This is a genomic window from Cohnella silvisoli, assembly GCF_021190915.1.
Taxonomy (GTDB): Bacteria; Bacillota; Bacilli; order Paenibacillales; family Paenibacillaceae; genus Cohnella; species Cohnella silvisoli.
Genome location: NZ_JAIOAP010000025.1, coordinates 27,919 through 53,644, shown reverse-complemented (window position 1 = coordinate 53,644; position 25,726 = coordinate 27,919). Strand labels below are relative to the sequence as shown.

Genomic DNA, 25,726 nt, shown 5'->3' with positions numbered 1-25,726 from the left:
TACGTATAGTCAGCAGACCTATTCTAATGTACGAACCTTAACGAATACTTAGAAACTATTAAATGTATCCTGAAGTCCCTTTTTGAGACGAGTTGGAATATAAAAAAGCGCTAGCCGCTGGGGCTAACGCAGGAAAGTAGAAACATGTTATCATCCTTGGAATCTATCAGGGAACACCCGACTCAAATCGATATCCATGCAGGAAAATAGGGGTGATGTCATTCGACCGGAAATGAGATGAGTTTCAAACAGATCAAATTTGCCGTTGTTCAGGATGAACTGATCAATTGTTCGGTGAACCGGGTCAACGATCCAATATTCCTTAACGCCATAACGTTCGAATTGACGTTTCTTGCGAACCTTGTCGTTGTGGCTAGTAGATGGCGACAAAATTTCCACAACGAGGTCCGGAGCGCCTTCGATCCTCTTCTCCTTGATAATCGCCGCATTCTCATGAAGAATATACACAAGATCAGGTTGAAATTGATTTTCCGCATCCAAGTATACGTCAATCGGAGAGTACAGAATCGTCCCGTTTGCATGACAAGTATGGTACAACATAATGTACAATGATCCGGAGATTTGCTGATGGGTCACAGTTGGAGCAGGCTTCAATTCATAACGAATTCCTTCTACGATCTCATAACGATCCTCTTCCATCCCACACCGCCTTTCCGACTTTTATTTCCAGTTTAGCAGATCGGACATGTTACTGACACAATTCTCTTCTATATTAGATCTCATGCGGAAAAACGAATATCTATCCATTCCAAGCGATCTGCTTGTATAATTCAGAGGGTATGCATAATTCGAGGAGTGGAGTCCAAGCCATATGCAAACAAGAACGCTTAAACGAAAAACACTGCTTAGACATTGGACTTTTAGATATGTAGTCACTCTGTTCCTGGGCTTGTTTATTATCGGAATCGTATCTGTCATCTGGATTCGGCATACGACCATGAACGAAAGAATGCAATCGCTGCAAGGCTTTTCCAAAGAAGCAGCACAATATGTCGTAAACGAGAACGGAGTCATCATCATTCCCGCGCAGTTCTACGAATGGATCGATAGGACGCAGCGCACGTATAAAATTCCCAGCCAATTTAGTCTAACGGTATTCGATGGCACAGGAAAAACCCTATTCTATAAAGCGGGACCTGGACAGAACAATCCGAATCCGGATCCTAACAGCAGGAGTTCCTTATCCGCATTCGATCCTATATTTCCATCCGCGCCTCCTCTGATTGATCGAATCCACGCTGCAAAAGTGGATGGAATGTATGCCCTGTCCACTCCCGTCCATTACGGGGAGTCCGTTATAGGTACAGTAGCCATTTCCTATTCCTATCAAAGTCTTACCAATGTGGATAGCCACTACGGTTTAATCGCGGCTCTGCTTTCCTGCTCCGGCTTGTTAGGTTGGGTCATTATTTATTTGCTAACGGTTAATTTAAGGAAGCCGATAACCCAGCTGTCTTCGGCGTTGAAGAAAATAGAAGACGGGGAATACCGGATGACCGTGCAGGAGAACGTTAAAGAGAAGGAAATCCATGATCTGCTTGTTTCCTTCAAAGCTATGGCGATACGGCTGGAGCAATTAGAAAAGCTGCGAACCGATCTGCTTGCCGGGGTAACCCATGAGTTAAGGACGCCCATTACTTCTATTCACGGTTTGATTCACGCCGTACGGGATAAAGTCGTGACAGATTCGGAAGCCGAGGAATTTCTCGACATTTCTCTTAAAGAAAATGCGCGGCTGCAGCAAATGGTATCCGACCTGCTCGATTTTAATGCCTTTGCCTCCGGGAAAATAAACATCCACAACGAATCCATCGACCTCGGAAAATTTCTTGCGGAAATCGTCTATCAATGGGGGCTTGTCTATCAGGACGATGCGATAGAACTGTACATTGATATCCCTGATCAATCGTTCATTGCACAGGGTGATGCCAGTCGAATCCAACAGATCGTTATCAATTTGTTGAACAATAGTAAACAGGCGCTTAAGGAGCGCGGGAAAATTATCGTCTCCTTAGCCAAGCACTCGAACACCGCAATTGAAATATTGGTTAAGGATGATGGCACGGGCATACCTGAAGACGAGCAAATTAATATTTTTGAAAGATATTATCACGGCGAGAAAAAAAAGCTTACCGTCGGCGGTCTAGGACTCGGCCTTACCTTCAGCAGAATGCTGGCAACCGCGATGAATGGCCAACTTAATCTGAAAGAAAGCTCTCCGCAAGGTACCACCTTTCAGCTCCTGTTACCTAGTGCGAGTTCGTTCGTTTCGTGAAAACAAAAAACGCCCTTCGTCCGCTTGGGACGAGGAGCGCTTGCTCGCGGTGCTGGTTGATTATCGTTGATTTCTACTTCTTGCCGACAAACCGAATATCATCCAGCCAAATGGCACTGGTCTGGCCATGCCAGAAGCTCATTTGCAATTGTCCAGGAGCGGTTAATGAAACGCCCGCCGCTTTTAGATCGATGACGATGTCTTTATACTCTTGCGTAATCGGGTCGCCCGTCCACTCGCTGAACTTTTTCTCCACCTCGCCGATTTTTAACATAAAGCCGTTTTGTTCCCCGCCAGATGCCCCTTTGATACGGAGCATCAAATACGGATAATCGATCAAGTCGGTCTCGACGCTGCTGCCGAGCCAGCCGTTCCCTTTGTAGGTCAGCTTCAACGCTCCATTGTCTATCTCCCCGCCGTCAACCACGAAGCTGTTTGCTCCCGCCCATTTACCTAGATCATTGGTGCCGGGCCAAACCGGATTGTTGTCGAAGTTATCTAGAGACAGGCTCTTCATATCCGAACCGTTCGGATCGATGTTTACAATCGGCGCTTCTTTCGGTTGTTCGGCTTGTTCGTTATCGCTGATTCCAGCCGTTCCGGCAGTCAACGTGATCCGATCCAGGTCAGGCGTATAGCCCTTCGTGTTGAAAATCCGAATCGTGTTGGCTCCGGCTTTCAAACTCACCGCCAGCCTGGATACAGCCACAACATCCCAACCTCCGCTGGGCTTGAACCGGAAGGGTACAGGTTCCGCCGCGTTTACGCCGATTTCGGCGGAGCGGAGTTCTCCGGCGATATAATGCATGGCGAGTGTGTAAGCTCCCGCTTTGTCAACGATTACGTCAAACGTAACGGCTCCGTCGTTGTTACCAATATACCCAGCTTTGTAGCCCCCGGAGCAGGACGGACACTCTGAACGTACCGCGGCTCCCTTCAGCTTGCCGGATTCGGTTTCATACGAAATGGATGCATCGGGGACGATTTTAAGCGGTCGGCTCGGCAACGAAGCCGTACCCTTGACATCGATCGCCTTCACTGTGTACACGTAGATCACACCTGCTTTTACACCGCCGTCTTTATAAGACGTCCCTTTTACGGAGCCTATTTTGACACCGTTCCGATAGATTTCATACTGAATCGCCTCCGTACCGGTGTCAGCTGCGCTCCAGGATAAAGTTACGCTTTGGCTTGTCGTGGATACTGCAAGCAGGTTGAGGGGCATCCCCGGAATGGCAGCTTGGCCCGTTCCGTCAGATAAGGGGACAAGGTCGTCGTAACTTGCCTGGATCGGAGCGGTAAAGACCCGTCTTTCCGAATCCAGCTTAGCCCCCGTCCATTCCGTCAACCATTTAAGAGGCACATACATTCGACTGTTAATCCCCCAAGGCTTGACTTGCTTATCGTCGGCTGCCACAATCACATTCTTTCCATTCAGGATCAACCGGAAGCTCCGCTCCGATTGTACCCACTCCACTGTGCCGCCCATCCCTTCAATAAACGGCCGGACCGGCACGTAGGTGACGCCATTTCGGTCAATAGTGGAAACTTCCCATTTCATGGTGGAACCGGATACTTTAAAGTCGGTCAACGACAGCCAATTTTTCAAATTTGCGTCCTGTTCTTTGTTCGCAAATTTCAACGGTTTGCCCTGTGCAAGCGGATTTACCGCTCTCATGACCAGAGTATAGTCCCCACCAGGCAGAGCCAGATTGGGAATCGTATAGTCCATTGTTCGGTCTGACTCTCCCGGAATGACTTCCGATAGCTTCCAGCCGGCGGCCTTCCACTTTCTGACCAATGCGCCTTTACGGGTGACCGCTCCCAATTCGATGTCCCAATTGTAGTAAAACGGCGCAACGCCGGTGTTACGCATCCGGATGCTGACGGGCAGCGACCCGTCCCTGCTGGCGGCGGGCACTTTGACCGCCGACACGGACAATTCATAACCTAGCTTTTTGGATCCGGCGAGCGCTCTATCATAGGCATCCCCACTCGTGGGGAACGCAGCCAGAAAAAGCTGATGGGCGTTCAGCCAGGAGGCATGGGTCGTCTCTACGCTCGTTGCAAAGCTTTGCACCACCTTGTTTGGATCCACCGGACTATCCACCGAGGTATTGTTCAGAACCGAGCCGTCCATTTCCGCCGCGGTTTGATCCCCGTCCGGGTTTGCCCAGATCGAAGTTTGAATGGCCGGACGAAGCTCTCCGCCGATCGGTTCTTTCTTCCAAACCTCCGTGGCACCGTAATCCTTCAAACGGTTGTAAAAATAATAGCTTTCCGTACCCAATGTCTCATAAGCGAAAGAGTCGTCATGAAAGCCGATATTTTGCTTGACGTTGTTTGAATCCGGATATCGTGTCAACAGCTTGGTGATATCGAACGCGTCGTCGAATGCCTTGTGGACGTCGTTCTGGGTTTTGGGGGAAGCCATCCAGTCCGAATTCGGCCACGTATGCCATTCGCCCCAAAAACCGATCAATCCCGTTTCGATAAATCCGATTCGCGGGTCCCCGTCGTATTTTTCCCCGAACGTATGGATGAAAGAGGTGAGCGCCGCGACAAGCTTAGGATCGTCGTAGTCAGGAGAGTGGACTTTGACATTCCCGAGCTCCGCGATCGTTTCTTCACGAACCTGCAATCCTCCATCCAGCAAAAACTGCGGAATCCCGGAGCTTCTGTCAGGATAATCCAGATAGAACCGGAACACAGCCTGGTGTCCTCTTGAAGCAATTGCGTTCAGAATCGGCTCTAAACCGGTATCAAACGTGTAATGATTCGGCCCGTCCATCACTTCTTTTAACGGGATGTAGAACCATTCCAAACTGTGAGGAAAAGCAGGCTTTACTGCAGAATCATAGACGCTCGTATACGGCATGAATCCTTTCAAAGGATTCTCAAGCAGTTCCGGGGAGGAATTGTCCGGGGTCAAGTTCACCCACGAAGGTTGGCTAGCCGGATCATTATCGGCGGCTGCGAAATTCACCCCGAAGGAAAAAGCAACGATAACGGACAGCAATCCTATTCCTGTTCTTCTCCTCATCTTCTTCAACATGATTTGCACCTCCGCATTAATTATGTTTTACCTTCCGCGATTTTCTCGTACCATGGCAGCCTGGATAAGGGCGAATCCGTCTCCCACTCACATGGGCCTGTTACAACTATTCCATCGTCGCCCATCCACCGGCCATCGGGAATAACTACCTTTCGCTTCACGGCCCCCTTTTCAAGAACAGGAGCGACGAGAATCTCGTCACCTAGTAGAAATTGGTCGTGAATCCGTTCATATCCTTGTCCCGGAAATACGTAATCCATCGCTCGCATGATCGGTTCGCCGGTAAGTGAAGACTGTTCGGCGAGGGCGACAATCCGGTCCCCCATACGCAAATGGAGACGCGCAGCCTCCACGCAGTAGAACAGATTCTGCTCATTCAGCAGACGCCAAGGGGCCGCGGAAAATTGCATCATAGGGAACAAGGCGGAACATTGCGCATAACGAACGAATAGCTCCTCATCGAATGAAAAGTCGGGATGAATGAAGCTTTGAATGTCTCCTCCCCCGATCATATCCGGGCAGTTAAAGGCATATCCCGCCAAACCCTGGGCCAGAGCGCACGGAATTAACGTAGCCAGCCCCTCTTGTTCCCATTGATGATATTTATCTTTCAACCTCTGGACGATCGGTCTGCCCGCCAGTTTCCAGCATGCCCGGTATTCGTTCAATGAATAGGACAATCCCACCTCGCCCCAAGTCTCGCAATGCCGGTTTTTATCGGCTGGCTTTGCGGATAAATCGGAATCTTCGTAAAATTCCGGATCGCCTCCGTCGAATTTAAACCCGTCAATTCCATAACGGCTCATCAACCCATTCAAACGGCTGCGGAACCAGGCAACCGCTTCCGCGTTCGTGCAGTCCAGAAGTGCGCTGTAACCGCTCCACCATTTGCGGATGGCGGTTTCTCCCGTACGATCCTTCAGCAAATACCCCTTGTCTTGTAGCATCCGGAAAGTTACGGTGTCCGGAGTAATGAACGGACTGACCCACAACATCACTTGAAACCCCATCCTGTGCAAGGTATCTGTCAAAACCGCCGGATCGGGAAACCGTCCGGGGTGAAATTCAAGCGAGCCGTAGGAGTCGTGCCAATTGTCATCGATCATGAGCACTCCCGGAGGAAATCCGTTCTGAAGCAATTGCTGCGCATAAGCGATCACTTTATCTTGCGAAGGTTCATACATCATTTCAATCCACAAATTATATTGAGGGGCTTGGAACAACAGCGGCTCAGGCATTGCGCCGTCGGGTGGAAAGAATTGCCCCGAAGCAAATTGGAACGCTTCTTTCAAAGTGCTGCCGTGCTGTCCGAACTGAATATCCCCCTTGCTCCAAATCCACAATATTCCTTTATTAAAGACATAGCGAAACGGTGCATCCGACCATATATACCGGCCCCGATTGGATATCAGAAATGGAACGCCCTGATTCATATCCAAACTGACAGAAAGGTCGCGTTCGAAAGTCAGGTTGTTAAAGGGCATCCTCACCCCATCGTTGACGGCCCCGCCCCACCAGCATTCTTGTTCGAACAACTCGATTGCAGTCTCTTTAACGCTCATAGGCTTAATACATCCTTTCATCCTTACCGCCCGTCTCCCGGATACACATTACGGCATCTCCAAGACGGAGATGCCGTAATGGCACATCGATACGGATTACGGACCTTTATTGTCCTAGTAAGGTATTCAATTGCTGTTGAATATCCTCAATCAGTTTTTCTTGTCCAGCAGCTTTTTTCTTGTCGATCATCGTCTTGTAGCTGCTTTCCACATCGCCTTTGACAAATCCCAGTCTTAGAGGCAGCTCGTATTGGTTTTCCACGTCTTTAAGCGCAGCTTGCTGGGACTTCGTGTTTTCCAAATTCGGAGCGAAGTTGTTCAGCTTCGTATTTATCGCGCGTCCCCGGTAAGAGGTTTGCACCGCATCGTAATTGCTCAATCCGTCGCTCGGCGACAAGTAATACTTCTCATTTCGCCATCCCCACGGGCAAGCGGCATCGGGCGGATAGCCTTGGCTGGCGGGCAGCAATACCAGCTTACCGTCCGCGCTTACGTCCCAATGCTTCCCTTTGAGTCCGAAAGTCGTCGTCTGGTTATACCATTCGTCGTTCCGGAGCAGGTCAAGCAGCATTAACGCGCGTTCCGGATTTTTGGACTTGGGGTTGATGGCCATCGCATTCGCCATGAATGAATTTGCTACGACTTTTTTTGTAGTGTTGGCGGGATAGAAGCGTACATCCCATTCCGGATGATTCGCTTTAACCGTTTGATAAGTGGCGTTGGCTTCCAACAGGTTAGTCAGGAAAGCCGCGCTTTTGCCGCTAAGGAAAGAATCTTTGGACGTCACTTTATTGACGAGGGCGTTTTTGGAAATATAGCCTTTCTTGTTCCAATCGGCCATTCTCTTGTACAGATCGATGGCGCCTTGATCCGGATTCGCAATATCGTCAATGATCTTGGCCCCGGGATCGTTCAAATCCACCCTCAACCCGAGATTGCCCGGCTGATACTGTTCTCTCAATTCCTCCAATTGCGTTTTGGCGATGATCCAATTGTCATAATTCGTCCCTTCCCAAGGAACCATGCCCTTCTCATTCTTGACGACGGCATCCAAATACTTCTCGAAATCATCAATTGAGTCGATGGAAGCGATGCCGTATTTGTCCATCAAATCTCCGCGAACGACATAACCGTTGATCGTAATTTCGTGATAGTTCATGGGAAGCGCGTACTGTTTGCCTTCAACCTTGCCGGCCTCGAGCACTTCCGGCAAATTGTCCGAATGTGTTCTGGGTGCATACTTTTGCAACACATCGGGAGTAATCTCATAGAACGCACCTTTGCGCGCATTATCGGCGAATTGCGCCCAAGTGGCGGTTATAATCAGATCAAAATCGTCGCCTGTCGAGAACAGCAGCTGGTATTTCTGGGACCAATCCGCCCAGGACAGGAACTGTACGTCTACTGTCGCATTAATGTCCTGCTTCAGCTTTTTGTTGAGTTCGTCGTATACCGCTTTGGCGTCCGGAGCTCCGTCGCCGATCAACACCATTTTCAGCTTCACTTCTTCAGAAGTATCGGGGCCGGTCGGCTTCGCTGACTCGCCGGATTGCACTGCGGCGGGTAAAGATGCATCTGGAGATGCCGGCTGCGACTCGGAACCGTCGTTATTGCCTCCGCTGCACGCGCTGATGATGGAAACGAATAAAGCCAATGCCAGTAAAAGCGGGAACTTCTTTCTAACCTTTTTCATTTCGTTAAAACCTCCCCATATCGTTTTTATATAAAATCAGTCTCCTGATTTTATCCCTTAACTGCTCCCAAAGTAACCCCGCTCACGACATACCGTTGCACGAACGGATAGACGAACATAATGGGAGTAATGACCAGCACGGTCATAGACAGCTTGACCGTTTCTTTCGGCAATTCGGTCATCGGTATGCCGGTTTTTCCTGCCAGATTATTGAGCGCTTCCGCTTTGTTGACCAGGTTATACAGGAAAAGCTGAAGCGGAATCAAATTGTCTCTGCTGATGAAGAGCATGGCGCTGAACCAGTCGTTCCAGTAAGCCAAAGCGATAAAAAGCGATATCGTCGCAAGCCCCGGTTTGGCGATTGGCAACACTAGCTTCAAGAAGATCGTGAACTCGCCTGCGCCGTCGATCTTGCCGGATTCGACAATCGCATCGGGTATCGAGCGGAAGAAGCTTTTCATGATCAGAATATAAAACACGTTAAAGAGCAAAGGAATGATTAGCGCAAGAAAGTTGTTTCTCATATGAAAGGTATTGACCATCATGATGTACCAAGGAACAAGTCCGCCAGTGAAAACGGACGTCAAATAAATGTAGAACGAAATGACGTTGCGGTATTTGAAATCCCTGCGCTGAATCACATAAGCCGTCATGGCGGTCAGGAATACCCCGCATGCGACTCCGACGGCAGTCAAAGCGACCGAAACAGTCATTGAAAGGATGATCGCCTCCGGCGCCTCGAACATCATCTTGTAGCCAGCGACGGATAAATTTCTCGGAAGCAACTCGTAGCCGTGCCGAATGACATCTTCCTCACTGGAAAAGGAACCGGAGAAAATGAGCCATAACGGGAGCAAACATGCTAAGGAAAGGCAGCCGAGATACAGGTATCCAAGAACTTGGAAGAGAGCCCTGTCTTTGGATCGATGCCGCATTTCGTCCCTCCTTCTAGAACAGCGAATAATCGGGTTGAATCTTTTTCACAATGAAGTTGCTTAACATAATGATTGCGAAGCACAGCGCCGACTGGTACAAACCGGCGGCGGCAGACATTCCGATGTCCTGCGAATGGATTAAGGACCTGAACACATAAGTGTCGATGACGTCCGTCGCATCGAACAGCAAACCGTTATTGCCGATGATCTGATAGAATAGGTCAAAGTTCCCGCGGAAAATATTGCCGATAGAGAGCAGGAGCAAAATCATTATCGTAGGAATCATCAACGGAAGCGTGATGGTCCGAATGCGTTGGAAGATGCTCGCCCCGTCTATTTCCGCAGCCTCAAACAAGCTTCTGTCGATGCTGACGATAACCGCAAGGTAGATTAAAGAGTTATAGCCGATATATTTCCAGTTGTTGAAAAATACCAGAATGTATTCCCAATAATCCGTATTGCCGTAGAAATCTACTGATCCGATGCCAAAATACTTCAGCATGCCGTTAATGGAACCGAAATCATAGTTGAATAAATTGTAGACAAACGATCCGACAACAACCCAAGAAAGAAAGAACGGGAATAGCAGCGTCGTCTGCATGAACTTTTTGACATACCGCCCTGCAGCCTCAGCCACGACTATGGCCACAAGAAGCTGTAATATCAATCCGCTCACGATAAAAGCTACATTGTAAACAACCGTGTTGGAAGTGATCAGCCAGGCTTTGCCCGATTTGAAAAAAAACTCAAAGTTCCTGAGTCCCGCCCATGGGCTGCCGAATATCCCCGAGTCGAATCGGTAACTTTTGAAGGCCAGCACCATACCTGCCAGCGGTAAGTATGAGAAAAGAAAATAATAAAGCACTGCCGGCAGTACCATAAGAAAAAGAACCTTATTTTTTGTCCACTCCCTAATCAACGAGCTTTTGCTGTGCATGTTTCACCTCCCCCTGATGACGGACAACTTGTGCAGACTGTTTGTCTACTCTTTATTATAGAGCGCTTACAAATCACGCAAAGGGTGATAAATTATGAATCGGGCGGTCAATCGTATAGACTTCTTCAGATGGAAAGAAAGCGATTGCAGATGAAGAGATTCATAAGATATGATGACGAAAGAAGGGGGGAAATAAGATGTATAAGCTCATGATTGTAGACGATGAATTCAAAACCCGTCAAACGTTATACCGCTACGTTCCATGGCTCAATATGGGGATTACGAGTGTGGAACAAGCGGAGGATGGGAAGCAAGCATTGCAAAAATCCATAGCCTTCGCGCCTGACATCTTGTTGACTGACGTCCGCATGCCCCACATGAATGGCATCGAGCTCGCGAAGGAGCTGCGTACCCTTCTTCCCCGTTGCAAGATCATTTTTTTAAGTGCCTATTCCGATGTGGAATATCTTAAAAATGCGATTAAATTGCAAGCGTTCGATTATATTGAAAAGCCGTTAGATCTGGAAGAAATCGAGTGTGTAATCAAATCCGTCGTTTCCGCTTGCTCGGAAGATCAGCAACAATGGGAGATGGAGAAGAAGCTGCAAGAACAGGAAGATGAACAATTGATGGTTAGAAAACAGCATTTGGCCCTCTCTTTATGCGGAATCGGCGAAAAGCGGGAACCCGGAACAATGACCGTAGATCTGGATCACAAGGACATACGTTTTCCATTGACCGGTACTTTCGTTTCCATCGCCTTTCAATACCGGGCTGCCGAATGTTTCAGTGGAGAACTCTCTTACCGTCCGACCCCGGAGCTGCATCAGTTGGAGTGTCAGTTGTCCGATCTGGGATTCTGCTGCTTAACCGGTCCTATTAAGCATGGGCACTGGGTGATGCAGGTCAGAATGCCTTCGCCGTTAGCCATTCCCTCTCTTCGACAAGCCGCCCAAGGCTATATCGAGGATTGCCGGAACAAACTGACGGACGTATTCGTAGCCATCGGCGGGGCTGTCGACGACTTATTTTCCCTGCCTTCCTCCTACAAGCAGGCATCTTCCTTATCCAAACGCTCATTCTATTTGGGGTATTCGCAAGTTCTGGTTTTTGAAAACGATTCCTCTCCCGTTTATTCTTTCGATCCCCTTCTTACAGAACAATGGTTTCACCATCTTCGAAAAGATCAATTTAAGGAAGCTGAGAATCAGATTCGTCAATTCGTCTCGGAATTGCGGCTCTGTCCGGATACACCGGTAGAGCAGATCAAAAATGTATTCTATTCTCTATTTCATCAGCTCCGCCAATGGAATCAGAAATCCGCGGGCTTATCCGTCCGCGTTAGCGCCCAACGTCTGTCGGACGCCGATCTGATGGATTCCCTGTCCACTTTGGACGAATACGAGGAGTTTCTTCTCAGGGAATTGCAATCCGTTTCATACGAGGAACGGGGTAAAACCGGAAGCATTGTTTCCCGAATCGCCCATATTATACGAGAGCAGGCTGGCAACCAAAATCTCACGATTAATTCCATCGCGGGACAACTGTTCCTTACTCCCTCATACATTTGCCTGTTGTTTAAGAACGAGACCGGCATGACGGTCAATCAGTATTTGACGTCCGTTCGAATGGAAATGGCCAAAGCACTAATCGCCCAGCACAAAATTCATGAGGTGGCCAAACGGGTCGGTTACACGGACACCAAATATTTCACGAAAATATTTAAAAAAGAAGTCGGCTGGACGCCTTCGGAATACAGGGAGCGCCTTCGTCCATGATGCGCCTGTTCGACTTTCTCAAGCTTCACCAAAAATGGATGCTCGCTATCTTCAGTCTCATCGTTGTCCCCTTGGTGGTCTACACTTATCTCTCCTACACCAAGATGGCGGATTTAGCCAAGAGTCAAACGATTCAGTTAGCGGAGCAAACGACGCAGAACACGGCTTCGGAGCTCGGATTTCTGACGGCAAGTTCGATTAACGCGCTAGACTTCCTCAGCTTGGACCGCAGCATGAACGAGATGTTATCGCGGGAACCGGCCAATAATGACATCCCGCTGCAGTTGCGCGACTATGCCAACATCGTGAATTTCGCCAATACGCTTCAGCGCAACAAAGACTTTTATCGGATTCGGTTGTATGTACACGACGACTTTGTCTATGCCAATGACCACATTAATTTATTCGGGATGTCGCAAGCTTCGCGCGAGCAATGGGGAAACGAGTTGATCCATTCCGGACAAACGGCTTATTGGTTTGTCCCGGGAAAGGGTGAGCAATCAGGCGGCACGCCGCCGCTCGTCTCGGTGGTCCGAAGAATGCTGAATTTGGACAACTTTACCCTTATGATAGGAATTTCAAGAATCGATATCCTGCAATCAACTCTTACTGACAAACTGACCCGCACTAAAATCACGGACACCGGTCTAGTCTATCTTCAAAACGCACGAGGGCAAATCATCGCACGTTCGGATCCTGAGCGCGGATCGGACGGGATACTAGATGCGAAAGAATGGCAGAGCTTGCCCGCTAATGAATGGAATACCCGGCATATCGGCAACAAATCCGTCATGTTATCGCATCGAGCGATAGGAAAGAGCGATTGGATGCTGGTAACAGTCATTCCCGTCAACGAAGTGCTTGCCGGAATTACGGCGCTTCGTGATCAACTGATCGCCATCTTGCTGTCTATCGTGCTGATCGCTTATTTTCTGGCCTATTTGACATCCAAAGCTGGCACCAAAAAAATTAAATATTTGATCAAACGCATGAAACGGGTGCAGTCCGGCGATCTGAACGTTATTATTACCCGCTATGGAAAAGACGAAATCGGAGAACTTGTCGAGAACTTTAATTTTATGATCTTGAAGTTGACGGGTCTCATGAACGAGCATATTCAGCTCGGGATTGAACTGCGAAGCGCCGATCTGCGCACGCTTCAAGCACAAATCAATCCCCATTTTCTATACAATTCGTTGGATCTGATTAACTGTACAGCCATCGAACACAAAGTTCCGGATATAACGACCATGGTTAAAGCACTTACTAAATATTACAAGCTCGGCTTGAGCAAGGGAATGAACATCGTTTCCCTGGAATCCGAGCTGGAGCATGTGAAAGCGTACGTCCAAATCATGAACATGCGCTATACCGATGCCATCAAACTGGCCATCGAGGTCGACTCCCCCCTTCTGTCATGCCGCATTCCTAAAATTACGCTTCAGCCGTTGGTCGAAAATGCCATCCTGCATGGCATTTTGGAAAAGGCAGAAAAACGCGGTACAATCCGAATCACCGGCAAACAGGATCGTGCTGCAGTTTATCTTTATATAGAGGACGACGGAGTCGGGATGGACGCTGAAAGGCTTAGCACGCTCCTTGACTATGATCATCAAGACCCCAATCATAGCGATAACGGTTTTGGTGTCAAAAACACCCATGACCGACTTAGGCTCGCCTATGGAGATTCCTACGGGTTAGGCATCAAAAGCGAACACGGGAAGGGTACGAGCGTAGAGATTCGCTTTCCCTCCGATCTGGATTATGAGGAAGAGTGAAAACAGATGCAGAAAACTGGCTATCCATATTCTGAACGGATAGCCTGTTTCTGTTCTGCATAAAGCGCTTGGTGGCGGGTCAAATCAGTTTGGCACGAAAATAATGTCCCTTAAGTAATTCGCATCGTACAGAGCTTGGGTTACAGGCCGTTGTCCGAGCGTCGTGCCGTATACTCCCGCATGGGCTAACCAGGACAAATGACTGCCGTTATTTCCTGCGGAAGACATCGAGTTGGTTTTCATGGCGTAATACCGACCGGAATCGCTCCCTGTCGAAACGGACAAGGTATAATCGGTGTTGACGGAAATATTAAGATCAGCAATATCGAACGTCTGCCATCCAGTCGTACTGCTGAAATTCAACGTGTATGGCCCCCCAATCAGGGATCCGTCCGAGTTTTTCCAGTCGCAGCTTCTGAATGAATTCATGATTCCAGGTTTTATCGTCCTGATTGCCGTTCTCTGCCTTTCCGATCAGTGGAATCCGCTCAGGCGTCACACCAAGGCCGATGACGATTTGCTTTAAATCCGGACGCCCATCCTTGTTATAGCCATGGGTGATCCGCAAGTTCCTCCGTATCCGGGTAATCACAATACATCGAGAAGGACCTAGTGTCGTTATGAAAAGTCGTGAGCGGAAGTCCGAGATGCTTCAAAGAAGCCAGCGCCAGACCGGAATACACCTTCCAACCTTCCGCCTCGTAGAGGACATCGAGAGTGCGAGCTAGAGCATCATCATTGAAATCGCTAGCCTTTCTCCCCGAACCAAACAGAAGCTCAACATCTAATTGTTCGTAGAACTCTTCAACACGGTATCGGGGTGTACGCGAGCATAAGATATTGATAATCAGCGCTTTTATGTGAGTACCCGGAGTCACTTTCCAATAAGAAGGATGCCTGTCGACTGACTCGTTGATTTTTTTCTCCAGTCCACTTTCATCACACAGCGCAGCGATTAATTGGCTGGGTCCCGCTGCGATAGATATCATGGATTTGATCTGCTATCATTTATTTGCTGCGGAAAGTGGGCTGTTCCATCATCTCGAAAGATTCGGATTAAACGAATAGAAACCGCCAACCTCTCGCAGATGGGCGAGTATTGGCGGTTTCCCTTTGTTATGCTCTATTCCATTCGAAGCCGACCTTATTCAGAAATGCTCTTGCGAGAACGGCGTGTCCCGCTTGCGACGGATGCACGCGATCCCAAGCCAAGGTAGCGGAATATAAATCCTTGAGCACCACGTTAAACGCCGCTTGGGTATCCACGAATAATACCCCGGTTTCCTCGGCGATTTTCCTTACGATAGCTCCATACTCATCCATCGTTCGGCGCATCGCGTCCTGCTCGTTGCTCTCCAGGTAGAAAGGCGTCATCAGAACCACGTTGCGAACGTGCGGCTTCGTTTGTGCCACTAATGCACGAAGCGTTGCTTCATACTTATCCGCGTAAACATGCCAATCCTTAATGAACGGGGTATCGTATTGGCGCCACACATCGTTTGTTCCAATCATAACCGACAGCCAATCCGGCTTCCTGTCAAGCACATCCTCCTGCCATCTCGCCTGCAGCTCGAGAACGGTATTGCCGCTTATCCCCGTATTCACGACACGAATGCCCAGTTCTGGATATACGGCTTGCAGCAAAGCATCAACCATGGATACATAGCCTTTCCCCAAAGCTCCGAATAACCCTTCTCCCGCAGGCTTCGCTCTCTCGCAGTCCGTAATCGAATCTCCGATGAAAAGCACCTTTTGACCTTTTTGCAACAACATTGTCTTCTCTCCCCTAAACGAATCAATTTTTCATCATGACGTGACGGTTTGATGGAGTCATCTTGTTCACTCCTTGTTGCTTTCCCGTCAATATTTGATATTGTTGCTTAAAACCATGCCGGAGCCTGCATTGTTGACGATGTTAAGCACGTCCTTGCCTGCGGACCCCGAGATACTTGATCCGGTGACGCCTGGCGAAACGGTTAACTGCGCACCTGTGCCGCCCGGATTTTGGAACCAGACGCTATTCCACTGGGTCGTGCCTCCCGTAATGACATTCTGACCCGGGTAATAAATACCCTGGAATACCGAATTCCCGCCTGTCACGGTGATGCCCGGGTTGTCGTAAAAAACTTTCGCGCTGGTGAAGTTGAAAAACTTGGCGGTTCCGCCATTCATCTGGATATGCCTCGAGTTTGCAAAATACGTAGATGTCTGGGAATTAACGACATTCAGGCCGGTCGTCCCGGTGGCATCAACCACGATATAGTTAAACGCTCCGTCCGCAGAATTATTGATCGCAGTTACATTGCCGCCGCTTCCCCCTTGCGCCACATATTTATAAGAGGTATTCGCACCGAATATAAAGTTGTTCAGCATATGCTCATTGTCCGTTTTGCCGATCAAATAACCGGTTTGTTCGCTCCATGTAAACGGGAAGATGAAATCAAAAACGTACTCCTCACGGATTCTATTGGGAAGTGTCGTTCTGACCGCGTATCCCGCGTTGAAGAGCGTGTCTTCCACCCAGCCTTCCGAACTGTTTCCAATCGCAATGGCATTTTTAAATGAACTTCCCTTCACATTACTGATGTAGTGATTGTCAGCGGAACCTGTTGTATAACCGAAATCGATTCCTTTGTAGGCATTTACGAAATTCAAATTAATCGCATATACGCCGCTCGCATTTCCCCTTATCGCCCACGGATAAGTCATGAACGTACCCGACGGACTAATGCTATTCGTTTGTTCCGGGTAGTAAAACGTGAGGCCCCTTACTCCCGAATTGGTTCCGCTGAGCGTAATAAAAGCCGTATCGCTGTCCGGCGTAGCGGTTCTGCGTCCTTCATATGCGGATAACACCGAGCCCATTGCATCGCCCTTATGAGGCACATCCTCAACCCCTCTAAGCTCTACGTTGGCGGGAACGGTCAGGTGCGTGTTGATTTTGTATTGTCCTGCAGGTAAAAACACGGTTCCCCCGCCAGCAGTGCCGGCAGCATTCAACGCGTTTTGTATGGCCGCCGTGTCGTCCGTTACCGCATCTCCCTTCGCGCCGTAAGCGGTCTTCACGTTATAAATGTTCGTATTTGGCGGTTTGGGAAGCGACGTTTTGAACGTATGTCCGGTCACGCCATGCTGGGCGAAAGTATATCCGGTATGCTGCACCTTTACATCCCCAGCGCTTGAATTATCATAAAAGAAGGTAGAACTGCCGGTAAAAGTATTGCCGAGCAAAGCAGCCGATGAAAGCGAACCGGACAGGTTGACGGCCTTCTTCGATGAGGTAAGCGTTGGCGTAAACGTGCTGCCCTCAACTGTTAATGAGCCGTTATTCGCAGTGATGGCATAAATTCCGGTCCAATTGTCGAATGTGCAATTGTTGAGACTGACAAAGGAACTTGTCGTCAATTGCAAAGCGGTAGCAGCTCCTCCGCCAATCGTGGAATTGTTGAAAATAAATGGCGCAGGGATATTGTTGTTCAACTGCACAGCCACCGGATTCGTTCCCTGATTGGCCTTAAAAGTGGAGTTCGAAAATACGAATCCGACTTGGGGACTCGCCAGATAGTCTACCTTCAAGGCTACGTTGCTATTTTGGACGTCAAGCCCGAAAAAGGTTCCGCTGCCGGCCGTCCGGGATCCGTTGACAACATGAACGCCTATTTGATAATCATGTAGCGATATATTGTAAAACTCGCTGATCTCGATATCGCCTATTTCCAATCCCTTGCCCTGCGCTCTGGTGAAGGTGTCCAAGGCTGTTCGGCTCTGCGGGTTAAACCCTGCGGGAGCATCGGCCCAATAGGAATTGTTAAACTTGACATTGACGACCTTGCCTACATCTGCAGAATTGTATAGCCTCATCGCCTGTTTGAGCACAGTGCCCTTGACGTTGTTGAAGTAGTACTCTTCCCCGACGGATAGATAGGCTGTAGTATTGGATCTGTAGGCACTGATGCCCCGGTACGAGTTGAGCAATGTAACATTCTGCACCGTTTGATGCATGTAATCCTCGACATGATAAGCACGTCCTGGCAATTCTATCGTATAAGGGTAAGAAACCGGACTTGCGGCAGACTGGTTGGGATAATAAATGGTGACTCCTTTGAGCCCACCGCTGCCGCCAATCCGGATCAAACCGGGCAGTTCCAGTGTGCTGCTAGGGACATTCGCCATAATAACGGTTCCGTAGTTCGTCCCTGCATCCGGATCTTGCCAATCGCCTCTCAGCGTCACATGTGCGGGAATAGAGAGAGAATCCGTTATTTTGTATTTGCCAGCCGGCATGAACACCACTCCACCGCCGGTTGCGTAACAATCGTCCAAAGCTTTCTGTATAGCTAAAGTTGCGTCGTTTACACCGGTGCTGTCGGCATTATACGGAGCCGCCGTAACATTGTACGATGCAATAACGATATCGTCGGTCGGGTACAGAGTCGTAATAACACCCGGATTCGGGACATCGGAAATTGGCGAGCCGTAAACTCTGAATTCCTGAATTCTCGCTTTGCCGTCCCCCCCGGTCTGAGTGCCCTGCGTAATGTTTAATCTCACATACCTGCCGACTACGGAAGCGAAACCGCGATCCGTCGCTTTTTCCGTATTCCCGCTAACCGTATCAACATCCGTAAAAGTCGTCCCGTCGTTACTGACCTGAAGCTTGAAATCCTTCGTATTGTTTAGATCGTTCCCCCAGTTGGCGCCTGCATGCTTAACGACCCACCTGTCGAGCGTATGCTTCTGTCCGAGATCCACAGTTAGCGATTGGGTTCCGGTTCCGGATGAACGCCAGCCCGTGCTCAAATTATCATCGACCGCGCTGCTTGGCAGCGTTCCCGCGTCTGTCGAACTGGCCGTGACGATTTTCTTTGAGGTGACAGGCGTATCCTTCCCATAGAGGTCTCCGTACAGCCCGAGGTCCACTAGTCTTACGAACCCATCTGAACCGGGCTGCGTGCCCTCCGTAATGTAAAGTCTGAAGTACCTTCCAACCGCTTCGATATTCCGATCGGTAACGGCAGCCGTATTGCCCGTGACGGTATCTACATCGGTGAAATTCACTCCGTCGCTGCTCACCTGCAACTTATATGCCCTTGTATTATAGGCTGCCGGATCGCCTCGGACGGAAGCATTCCAAACGACCCACCGCTTAACTTTATATACTTTGCCCAGATCGACTCTTAACCAGTTCGGGGAAGGAGCATTGCTCTGCCAGTAATTGTACGATCCGTCCACCGCATTCGCCGGCTCTACTCCAAGCTGGAAGGAGCTGGCCGTTACGGGTTTATTCATCGAAATGCTCGCTTCCGAGGAGGAGAATACTTCAAACTCGCGAATTCTCACGAAACCGTCATAGCCGTCCTGCGTACCCTTTGTTATATATAGCCTCACATATCTGGCATTCACGTTCACATCCAGATCTGTTATGCCGGCGGTATTGCCGGTTACTATTGCGGCATCAGTGTAAGTGACTCCATCCAAACTCGTCTGCAATTTGAAATCGCGCGTATTATACGCCGGCAAATCGTTGAAAGAAGAGGAGTGCCATACCGCCCACCGCTTAATATTGTAAATCCCCTGCAAATCGATCTCAACCCAATTCGGAGAAGCTGCTCTTGAGTGCCAATATCCGGTCAGGCTTCCGTCTTCCACATTTTTAGGCCCGCCTACTTGCAGCCATGGGTCTCCGGTAATGTAGGATGAGCTCGCTTGAGGGATTCCATAGAGAGCGGTCGGAATCATCGTTGTCATGGCCGAAGCGGACGTATAAGCAGAAAGTTCAACCGTATTCAGAGTAGCATCAGATGCTTCTTTGAATATCACTTTCTTGACGTTTCCGTTGCCGTCCGTTACCACGATGTTATCGTAATACGCAATTCCAACGTTATTCGGGTCGTCGTTTTCTCCGGCTGCCATCCATTTCGCAGCGACTTTACCGATCATGGAAGCGGGAACGGCAAGCTTCCGATGATACCAGTCCTTATAGGCCAAAGAGGATATGTCCGATGTAGGATGACCGTAAATTCCATTCTGATCCGTCCAAACAACATCTCTGAAATTGAAGCTGTCCGTAGTCGTGACATCAATGCCTCCCAGCCCCGCTGAATAGTTTTCCAACTGGGTGTCATACTCGATATAATCTCCGGTCTGGAAAGTGTAGGCTTGATTTGAGAAGCTACGATATAAGTAGTGGTTATTAACGGTGCCATCATTGGTAACCGCCAATCGCAGAGCTGTGCCTATGTTTTCTTTGTCCAGGTTGTCAACAACCTTTGCCAGGGAGGATGACGAAGTATAAGCGTTTAGTTCTACGGTATTCAAATTGGCGTCCGCAGCATTGCGGTAAACGACCTTCCGAACCGTTCCACTCCCATCCGTGATCGAGATATTATCGTAACGCGCCGCATAGACATACAAAGGATTATCAGCCTCGCCGGCTGCGAACCATTTAGCGACTGTCTTGCCAGTCAAGGAACTTGGGATAGCAAGTTTTCTATGGTAAACGCTTTTATAAGCATAAGCGGACAGGTCAGCTGCAGTATGGCCGGAAAGACCGTTCTGATCCGTCAAGCCGGAATCTCTGAGATTTTGGCTTGTTGTCGTCAAAATATCGAGCCCTCCGATGCCCGCGACCCGTTGATCAATGCTTACATCGTATTCGAGATAATCGCCGGTTTGAAACGTATAAGACGAATTCGAAAAACTTCTGTAGAGATAATGGTTGCCTGTACTTCCATCGTTCTTCACGATTAATTTGAGCGAATCTCCTAACGGAGGTGCGGCAACCGCCGTACCTTGCACACTATAAATCGAGAAAAACGGAATGAGCAGTATTGCCATCATCAAACAAACAAGGATCGTGGACATTGGCTTTTTCATCTCATTGGTCCCCTTTCGATTTGAATGCATAGTAAACGCTATCAAAACATAGTGAACGCTTTCATAGATGAGGAAGAGATTAGCGAAAGATTGCGCCAATCTCCATGCATCAAAGAATGTATCGATCAATTCAACTTAGCCCTTCACACCTCCCGATAATGCCTCGACAAAATAACTCTGAAATCTAAGGTAAATGACGACTAACGGAACGGATGTGATCAGAATAGCGGCAAACATGTAGTTGTACTCCACTGTATAAGTACCCCTGAAATCGAGCAGCCCGAGGGGAATGGTAAAGAGCTCTTTATTTTTCAGCAAAATTAATGGTCCCAGCAAGCTGTTCCAGTTGCTCACGAACGCAAATATTCCCAAGGTAGCAAGGGCCGACTTAATAAGCGGAAGCAGCACAAGAAAGAGATGCTGCCTGTCGTTGCAGCCGTCAATTGTTGCCGCTTCGCTAATTTCCTTCGGCAGCGTCCGCAGAAAGCCTACCAATATGAACACATTAAACGGCAGGCCTGTCGTAGCCCCCATTAGGATCGGACCAAGAAGGTTATTATAGAGATGGAGTTTCATGTACAGCTGCAGCAAGGTTACGAACCCTACGCCTGGAATGAGCATGCTGCCCATAATAATCGCATAGAAGAGCACTCCGATTTTCTTGTGGGCAATTTTATGCAGGCAGAAGGACACGATAATTGCGTTTAAGAGACTCAGTATAACTGCCGAACCCGTAATAATAACGCTATTAAAGCTGTATTTGGCAATGTTCCCCCGAGTAAATGCCTCAACGAAGTTTCCAATAATTGGGTATTCAGGTAAACCAAGCGGGTTTGTCGTTACCTCCCCTGCCATTTTCAATGAGGTTACGATAATAAAATAGATTGGCGCTATAAGAAACAGCGCATAAGCATATACGACCAGCCTTCCGCCAACGCTGCCGGTTACGTTTCTTTTTCTCAAGTTTTATCCCCCCCTTTAATGAATCGAATCTTCCACTTTTTTGGTGACGACGTACTGAATCAGAAAAACGATAAAGAGAATGGCTCCAAGAAATACGCCAATTGCCGATGGAAGCCCTAAATTCGACCCCAAAAGCCCTTGGTATATTTTCACGGCCCAGGTGTCGAACTCGTTTGCAGATCCCACACTGGAGCCAAGGATAAGGATATAATCGACGGCCAAAGCGCCAGTCACGACCGTTAATAGCGTAATTCTGAGCAATGCGGGCATCAGAAGCGGCAACGTGACTTTACGAAACTGCTGCATGGAAGTTGCCCCCTCTATTTCGGACACTTCATACAAATCTTCGGGTATCGTCTGAAGCGCAGCAGTCAAGATGGTCAATGGATACCCAATATTCGCCCAGATATGCACCATCACGATGCAAAAAATGGCCCTTACCGGTTCCCCGAGCCAATTAAACGATTCAAGACTTTTTATTCCGAGTGCACTGAAGATTTGATTCAACATACCCAGATTGGGGTCGAACATGTAACCCCAGGTCAAGCCTACCATGACCGACGAAAATACGAGCGGCAAAAAGAAAAACGTGCGAAAAAATCGGTTTTGTCTCGTATTTCTTTTCAATACGACCGCAAGAAATACCGAGAGGACAGTCTGAATAACGAACAGAAACAGGACATACAGCACCGTATTTAATAAACCATCTTTGAATGCGGAGCTCCGATAGAAGGTTTCGAAATTTTGCCATCCGACAAACACCTTGTTCGGAGAATACCCATTCCATTTATAAAACGCCTGCGGGAATACCTCAAGATGAGGCCATATCGAAAGAACGAACCACACTATAAGTCCCGGAAGCATAATCAGCACATACTTATAGGTAGATAATTTCTTTCTCAGGCTGCTCTGCACAATACAACACTCCTTTAATTAAGGCCCTATGATGCATGCCATCAGGAGCCTGCATCATAGGGTTAAACATCATTCTATTACTTTACATTCTTAAGATCTGCCTTCTTAAGCAATTGTTCGAAGGCGGCTATTTCCTTGTCCACATCTGCACCTTTGAACAAAATGTTCGTTTTCATTTCTTCATAGTCCACCTGATAGCTTTCCATGTTCGGAGTGGCGAAGATCGGAAAAACATGAACTTCTTTTTCCATCTGGGCCGCAAGAATATCTGCGCCCGAGAAATTCGCCTCTACATCCTTGACGGTTGTCGTCATTTTCGCATTATTGACATAGAAGGTAGCGTTCTCAGGCGAGCCCAGGAAATTCACCCATTTCTTGGCGGCTTCGATATGCTTCGACTTTGCATTCACGACGGAAATCTGCGCAGGTTCCGCATAACCGACTTGTGTTCCTTCAAGCGTAGGAATCGGGAAAATGCCTACATCGATCCCCGGATAATCCGTCTCCTTGGTTCCGAAAGTCCAAGTCCCGATAATAACCATAGGGGCTTTCTTTTGAGCAAAAAGCGACAACGATTGCGGATACTTCACCCCATCGGAATTCGTGTACAACAAACCTTGTTTGTTGTATTCGGATAGAGTCTTCAGAGCCGTATAGATCTTCACATTATCTCTAATCGTCTTAATGCTGCCATTGTCTATTCCCTCAGCAAACGCCTTATAGTCCGCAGGACTCATCAGTTCATTGGCAATGGCGTTGAATAACCAAACAGCCTTCACATCGGCTCCGGCGTAGGCAATTCCGCCCTCGCCCTCGGCTTTAAGCTTATTCACAATACTAACGAAGTCATTCCAATCCTTAGGCACGTCAACATTGTGATTCTTAAATATCTCCTTGTTATAGATCACGCAGATCAGGTTGACCGCATGATTAAATCCGTAAATTTTACCGTCAATGGTTGTTAGCGCTTTGGGCCCGTCCTGATAGTTAGCCACGAATGGCTGATCCGACAGATCGGCAATGACCCCGTCCTTAGCGAAATCCGTGTAGTTCGTATTCGGATGCAGATCGAAAACATCTGGAGCCTGTCCTGAAGCTATGTTAGCTTTCAGCGTCTGGTAGTAGGCGCCAGCGTCCTTGTTCGTATCGAATTTCACAGTAATCCCAGGGTTTTCTTTTTGGAACTTATCGATTAATTTCTTGAAAATCTGCTCATCTTCAGCTCTGAATGTAGAATAAGTAATGGTGACGGGCTCCGTGTTTGCCTCTTGCGTCGATGCGGACTCTCCCGTACTCGGCTGCGTTTCTTTCGTTTCATCCTTCGTGCCGCCGCAAGCAGCCAAGGAAAATAATAGGACGAAGCAAAGCGCGGAAACGAGCCATTTGGACCGTTGTTTTCTGATTGTCATTTCTCGTACACCCCTTCAATTTGAATGATTGCCTCTCGCGAATGTAATCGCTTTCTATAAAGTTCATTTTTGTTTCGGTTGGCAGGTGTCTATCCATCAATCCAACAACCATTCCCCAACCATTTCTCAATCACCTCCGATATTTATACAAATATACAACTAGTATTATTGTATATAACGAATATACCACTTCAAAAATGGAGTGTAAAGAACTATTTCAAATAGAATAATAATTAGAGAAAATCATGAATAATTACACCAACAACAACTGAAAATCAATTAAGATCCCTGTACATCTAGTTTAACAAGTTGTATATTTGTTATAAAAATTAGTTACCTGCATTAAGGAGCGAAACAAACGATGGCTAAAGCTTCGCAACGAATCCCGCTTTACACCCAAATCCGCAAATATATCCAGGACCAGGTCACCCAGAAAATATGGCTTCCTAACGACCGGATTCCCTCCGAGAATGAGTTGGCCAACCAATTTGGAGTCAGCCGGATAACTGTGAAAAATGCGCTTTCCGAGCTCATTGAGGAAGGCTTGATTTTCCGGGTGCAAGGTAAAGGTTCCTTCATATCTCCAACCCCTTCCGGGGAACCGCTTATTTACCGTCCCGACCCTGCAAACCTTTCAAGTAAACCGTTGATTGCCTATCTCATGCCCCGTCTGGAAAATATGTTTACTGCCCGATTGCTTAGCGGCGTTGAAAGCGAGCTGTCCAAACAAGGTTACCGCCTGTTGTTTTGCCGAACTCTTGATTCTTTGGAAATCGAAAAAGAGATGCTGCGGGAAGTCGTACAGCTCGGTGCAAAAGGGATCATTATCTTCCCTGTAGAAGGAGAGACTTATAGCGATGAGATTTTACGGTTAACGTTAAGTGAATTTCCGCTTGTTGTTTTAGACCGTTATCTGAGGGGCGTCGAAACGAATTGCGTCTGTTCCGATAATGTAGAGGGCGCGCGTGCAGCAACCTCTCATCTTGTTGAGTTAGGGCATATAGGAATTGGATTTATTTCAACATCCTGCCAAGGAACAACCAGTATAGAAGACCGATTAAGCGGTTACGAGAAAGCTTTGGCTGACCATAACATTCACGTAAACCACAACCTTCGTCTTGTTCATTTCGATAACGAACAAGTAAATACGATTTTACAAGAGGGGAGTGCCAATGAAGACGTAAAGCGTGAAATGCAAGCATTTCTCAAGAAAAATTCTGAGATGACGGCTGTATTTGCGATTAATTCAGCGGTCGGACTGACCCTCATCGAAGCAGCCACAGAGCTTGGGCTTCGCGTGCCTGAAGATTTATCCGTCGTTTTCTTCGATAACTATGAACTATCGGCCCTATCTAGCATTCCTCCGACCTGCGTAAGCCAACAAGAGAAAGAACTTGGAATGGAAGCAGCCAAACTGCTTGTTTCGATCATCGATAACCCCAAACAAGACAGAAAAAAAATACTGCTCCCAACCAAACTTATCGTGCGAAAATCGACCGCGCCAAACAGAGTGAAAGCAATACGATAAT

The 25,726-nt window shown here is 48.1% G+C and carries 18 protein-coding genes; 4 read left to right on the top strand and 14 right to left on the bottom strand.

Going from position 1 to position 25,726, the window contains the following annotated elements; translation table 11 throughout:
* Positions 1–150: 150 nt before the first annotated feature.
* Positions 151–660 carry a Uma2 family endonuclease gene (locus K7P76_RS30940; RefSeq protein ID WP_232189967.1) on the bottom strand — a complete coding sequence of 170 codons (510 nt, stop codon included), beginning with the start codon at positions 658–660 and terminating at the stop codon, positions 151–153.
* A gap of 172 nt (positions 661–832) precedes the next feature.
* Between K7P76_RS30940 and K7P76_RS30935 the strand changes: the two genes are divergently transcribed.
* Positions 833–2,296, top strand: a complete 1,464-nt coding sequence (locus tag K7P76_RS30935; protein ID WP_232189966.1) for a HAMP domain-containing sensor histidine kinase — start codon at positions 833–835, stop codon at positions 2,294–2,296.
* Between the two features lie 73 nt (positions 2,297–2,369).
* Here the strand turns inward: K7P76_RS30935 and K7P76_RS30930 are convergent, their stop codons facing one another.
* The 5 genes from K7P76_RS30930 to K7P76_RS30910 all read right to left on the bottom strand — a co-directional run bounded on the left by K7P76_RS30930 (position 2,370) and on the right by K7P76_RS30910 (position 10,478).
* Positions 2,370–5,351 (bottom strand): stalk domain-containing protein, encoded by a 2,982-nt coding sequence (locus K7P76_RS30930; protein ID WP_232189965.1) that lies wholly within the window; start codon positions 5,349–5,351, stop codon positions 2,370–2,372.
* 20 nt (positions 5,352–5,371) lie between these two features.
* Complete coding sequence (locus tag K7P76_RS30925; RefSeq protein ID WP_232189964.1) at positions 5,372–6,913, bottom strand: glycoside hydrolase family 31 protein; 1,542 nt, start codon at positions 6,911–6,913, stop codon at positions 5,372–5,374.
* Positions 6,914–7,019: 106 nt separating this feature from the next.
* Positions 7,020–8,606, bottom strand: a complete 1,587-nt coding sequence (locus tag K7P76_RS30920) for an extracellular solute-binding protein (RefSeq protein WP_232189963.1) — start codon at positions 8,604–8,606, stop codon at positions 7,020–7,022.
* Positions 8,607–8,656: 50 nt separating this feature from the next.
* Complete coding sequence (locus tag K7P76_RS30915) at positions 8,657–9,541, bottom strand: carbohydrate ABC transporter permease (protein WP_232189962.1); 885 nt, start codon at positions 9,539–9,541, stop codon at positions 8,657–8,659.
* A 13-nt stretch (positions 9,542–9,554) separates the two neighbouring features.
* Entirely contained in the window at positions 9,555–10,478 is a 924-nt protein-coding gene (locus tag K7P76_RS30910; protein WP_232189961.1) for an ABC transporter permease, read from the bottom strand.
* A 197-nt stretch (positions 10,479–10,675) separates the two neighbouring features.
* Here K7P76_RS30910 and K7P76_RS30905 point away from each other — a divergent pair, with 197 nt between their 5' ends.
* Together K7P76_RS30905 and K7P76_RS30900 are read left to right on the top strand one after the other, a co-directional pair.
* Entirely contained in the window at positions 10,676–12,256 is a 1,581-nt protein-coding gene (locus K7P76_RS30905) for a response regulator transcription factor (RefSeq protein ID WP_232189960.1), read from the top strand.
* The gene (locus K7P76_RS30900) at positions 12,253–14,034 is read left to right on the top strand and encodes a cache domain-containing sensor histidine kinase (RefSeq protein WP_232189959.1); all 1,782 of its coding nucleotides are present in this window, start codon (positions 12,253–12,255) and stop codon (positions 14,032–14,034) included. Before K7P76_RS30905 ends, K7P76_RS30900 begins: the two co-directional genes overlap by 4 nt.
* Positions 14,035–14,118: 84 nt before the next feature.
* On the opposite strand, the gene K7P76_RS30895 is transcribed toward K7P76_RS30900, so the two are convergent.
* The 8 genes from K7P76_RS30895 to K7P76_RS30860 all read right to left on the bottom strand — a co-directional run bounded on the left by K7P76_RS30895 (position 14,119) and on the right by K7P76_RS30860 (position 24,197).
* Positions 14,119–14,397, bottom strand: coding sequence for a hypothetical protein (locus K7P76_RS30895; RefSeq protein WP_232189958.1), 279 nt, complete (start codon positions 14,395–14,397; stop codon positions 14,119–14,121).
* On the bottom strand, positions 14,351–14,602 hold the full coding sequence (locus K7P76_RS30890) for a hypothetical protein (RefSeq protein ID WP_232189957.1): 252 nt from the start codon (positions 14,600–14,602) through the stop codon (positions 14,351–14,353). The genes K7P76_RS30895 and K7P76_RS30890 overlap by 47 nt, the downstream gene beginning before the upstream one ends.
* Positions 14,580–15,023, bottom strand: coding sequence for a DUF4277 domain-containing protein (locus tag K7P76_RS30885; protein ID WP_232189956.1), 444 nt, complete (start codon positions 15,021–15,023; stop codon positions 14,580–14,582). Before K7P76_RS30885 ends, K7P76_RS30890 begins: the two co-directional genes overlap by 23 nt.
* Positions 15,024–15,150: 127 nt before the next feature.
* Positions 15,151–15,807 carry an SGNH/GDSL hydrolase family protein gene (locus tag K7P76_RS30880; RefSeq protein WP_232189955.1) on the bottom strand — a complete coding sequence of 219 codons (657 nt, stop codon included), beginning with the start codon at positions 15,805–15,807 and terminating at the stop codon, positions 15,151–15,153.
* A gap of 87 nt (positions 15,808–15,894) precedes the next feature.
* On the bottom strand, positions 15,895–20,910 hold the full coding sequence (locus K7P76_RS30875) for a discoidin domain-containing protein (protein ID WP_232189954.1): 5,016 nt from the start codon (positions 20,908–20,910) through the stop codon (positions 15,895–15,897).
* A gap of 135 nt (positions 20,911–21,045) precedes the next feature.
* A complete protein-coding gene (locus K7P76_RS30870; protein ID WP_232189953.1) occupies positions 21,046–21,873 on the bottom strand; it encodes a carbohydrate ABC transporter permease in 828 nt (275 codons plus the stop codon).
* 15 nt (positions 21,874–21,888) lie between these two features.
* Entirely contained in the window at positions 21,889–22,788 is a 900-nt protein-coding gene (locus K7P76_RS30865; RefSeq protein ID WP_232189952.1) for a carbohydrate ABC transporter permease, read from the bottom strand.
* Between the two features lie 77 nt (positions 22,789–22,865).
* The gene (locus K7P76_RS30860; protein ID WP_232189951.1) at positions 22,866–24,197 is read right to left on the bottom strand and encodes an ABC transporter substrate-binding protein; all 1,332 of its coding nucleotides are present in this window, start codon (positions 24,195–24,197) and stop codon (positions 22,866–22,868) included.
* Positions 24,198–24,558: 361 nt separating this feature from the next.
* Between K7P76_RS30860 and K7P76_RS30855 the strand changes: the two genes are divergently transcribed.
* Positions 24,559–25,725 (top strand): GntR family transcriptional regulator, encoded by a 1,167-nt coding sequence (locus tag K7P76_RS30855; RefSeq protein ID WP_232189950.1) that lies wholly within the window; start codon positions 24,559–24,561, stop codon positions 25,723–25,725.
* The last annotated feature ends 1 nt before the right edge of the window (position 25,726 follow it).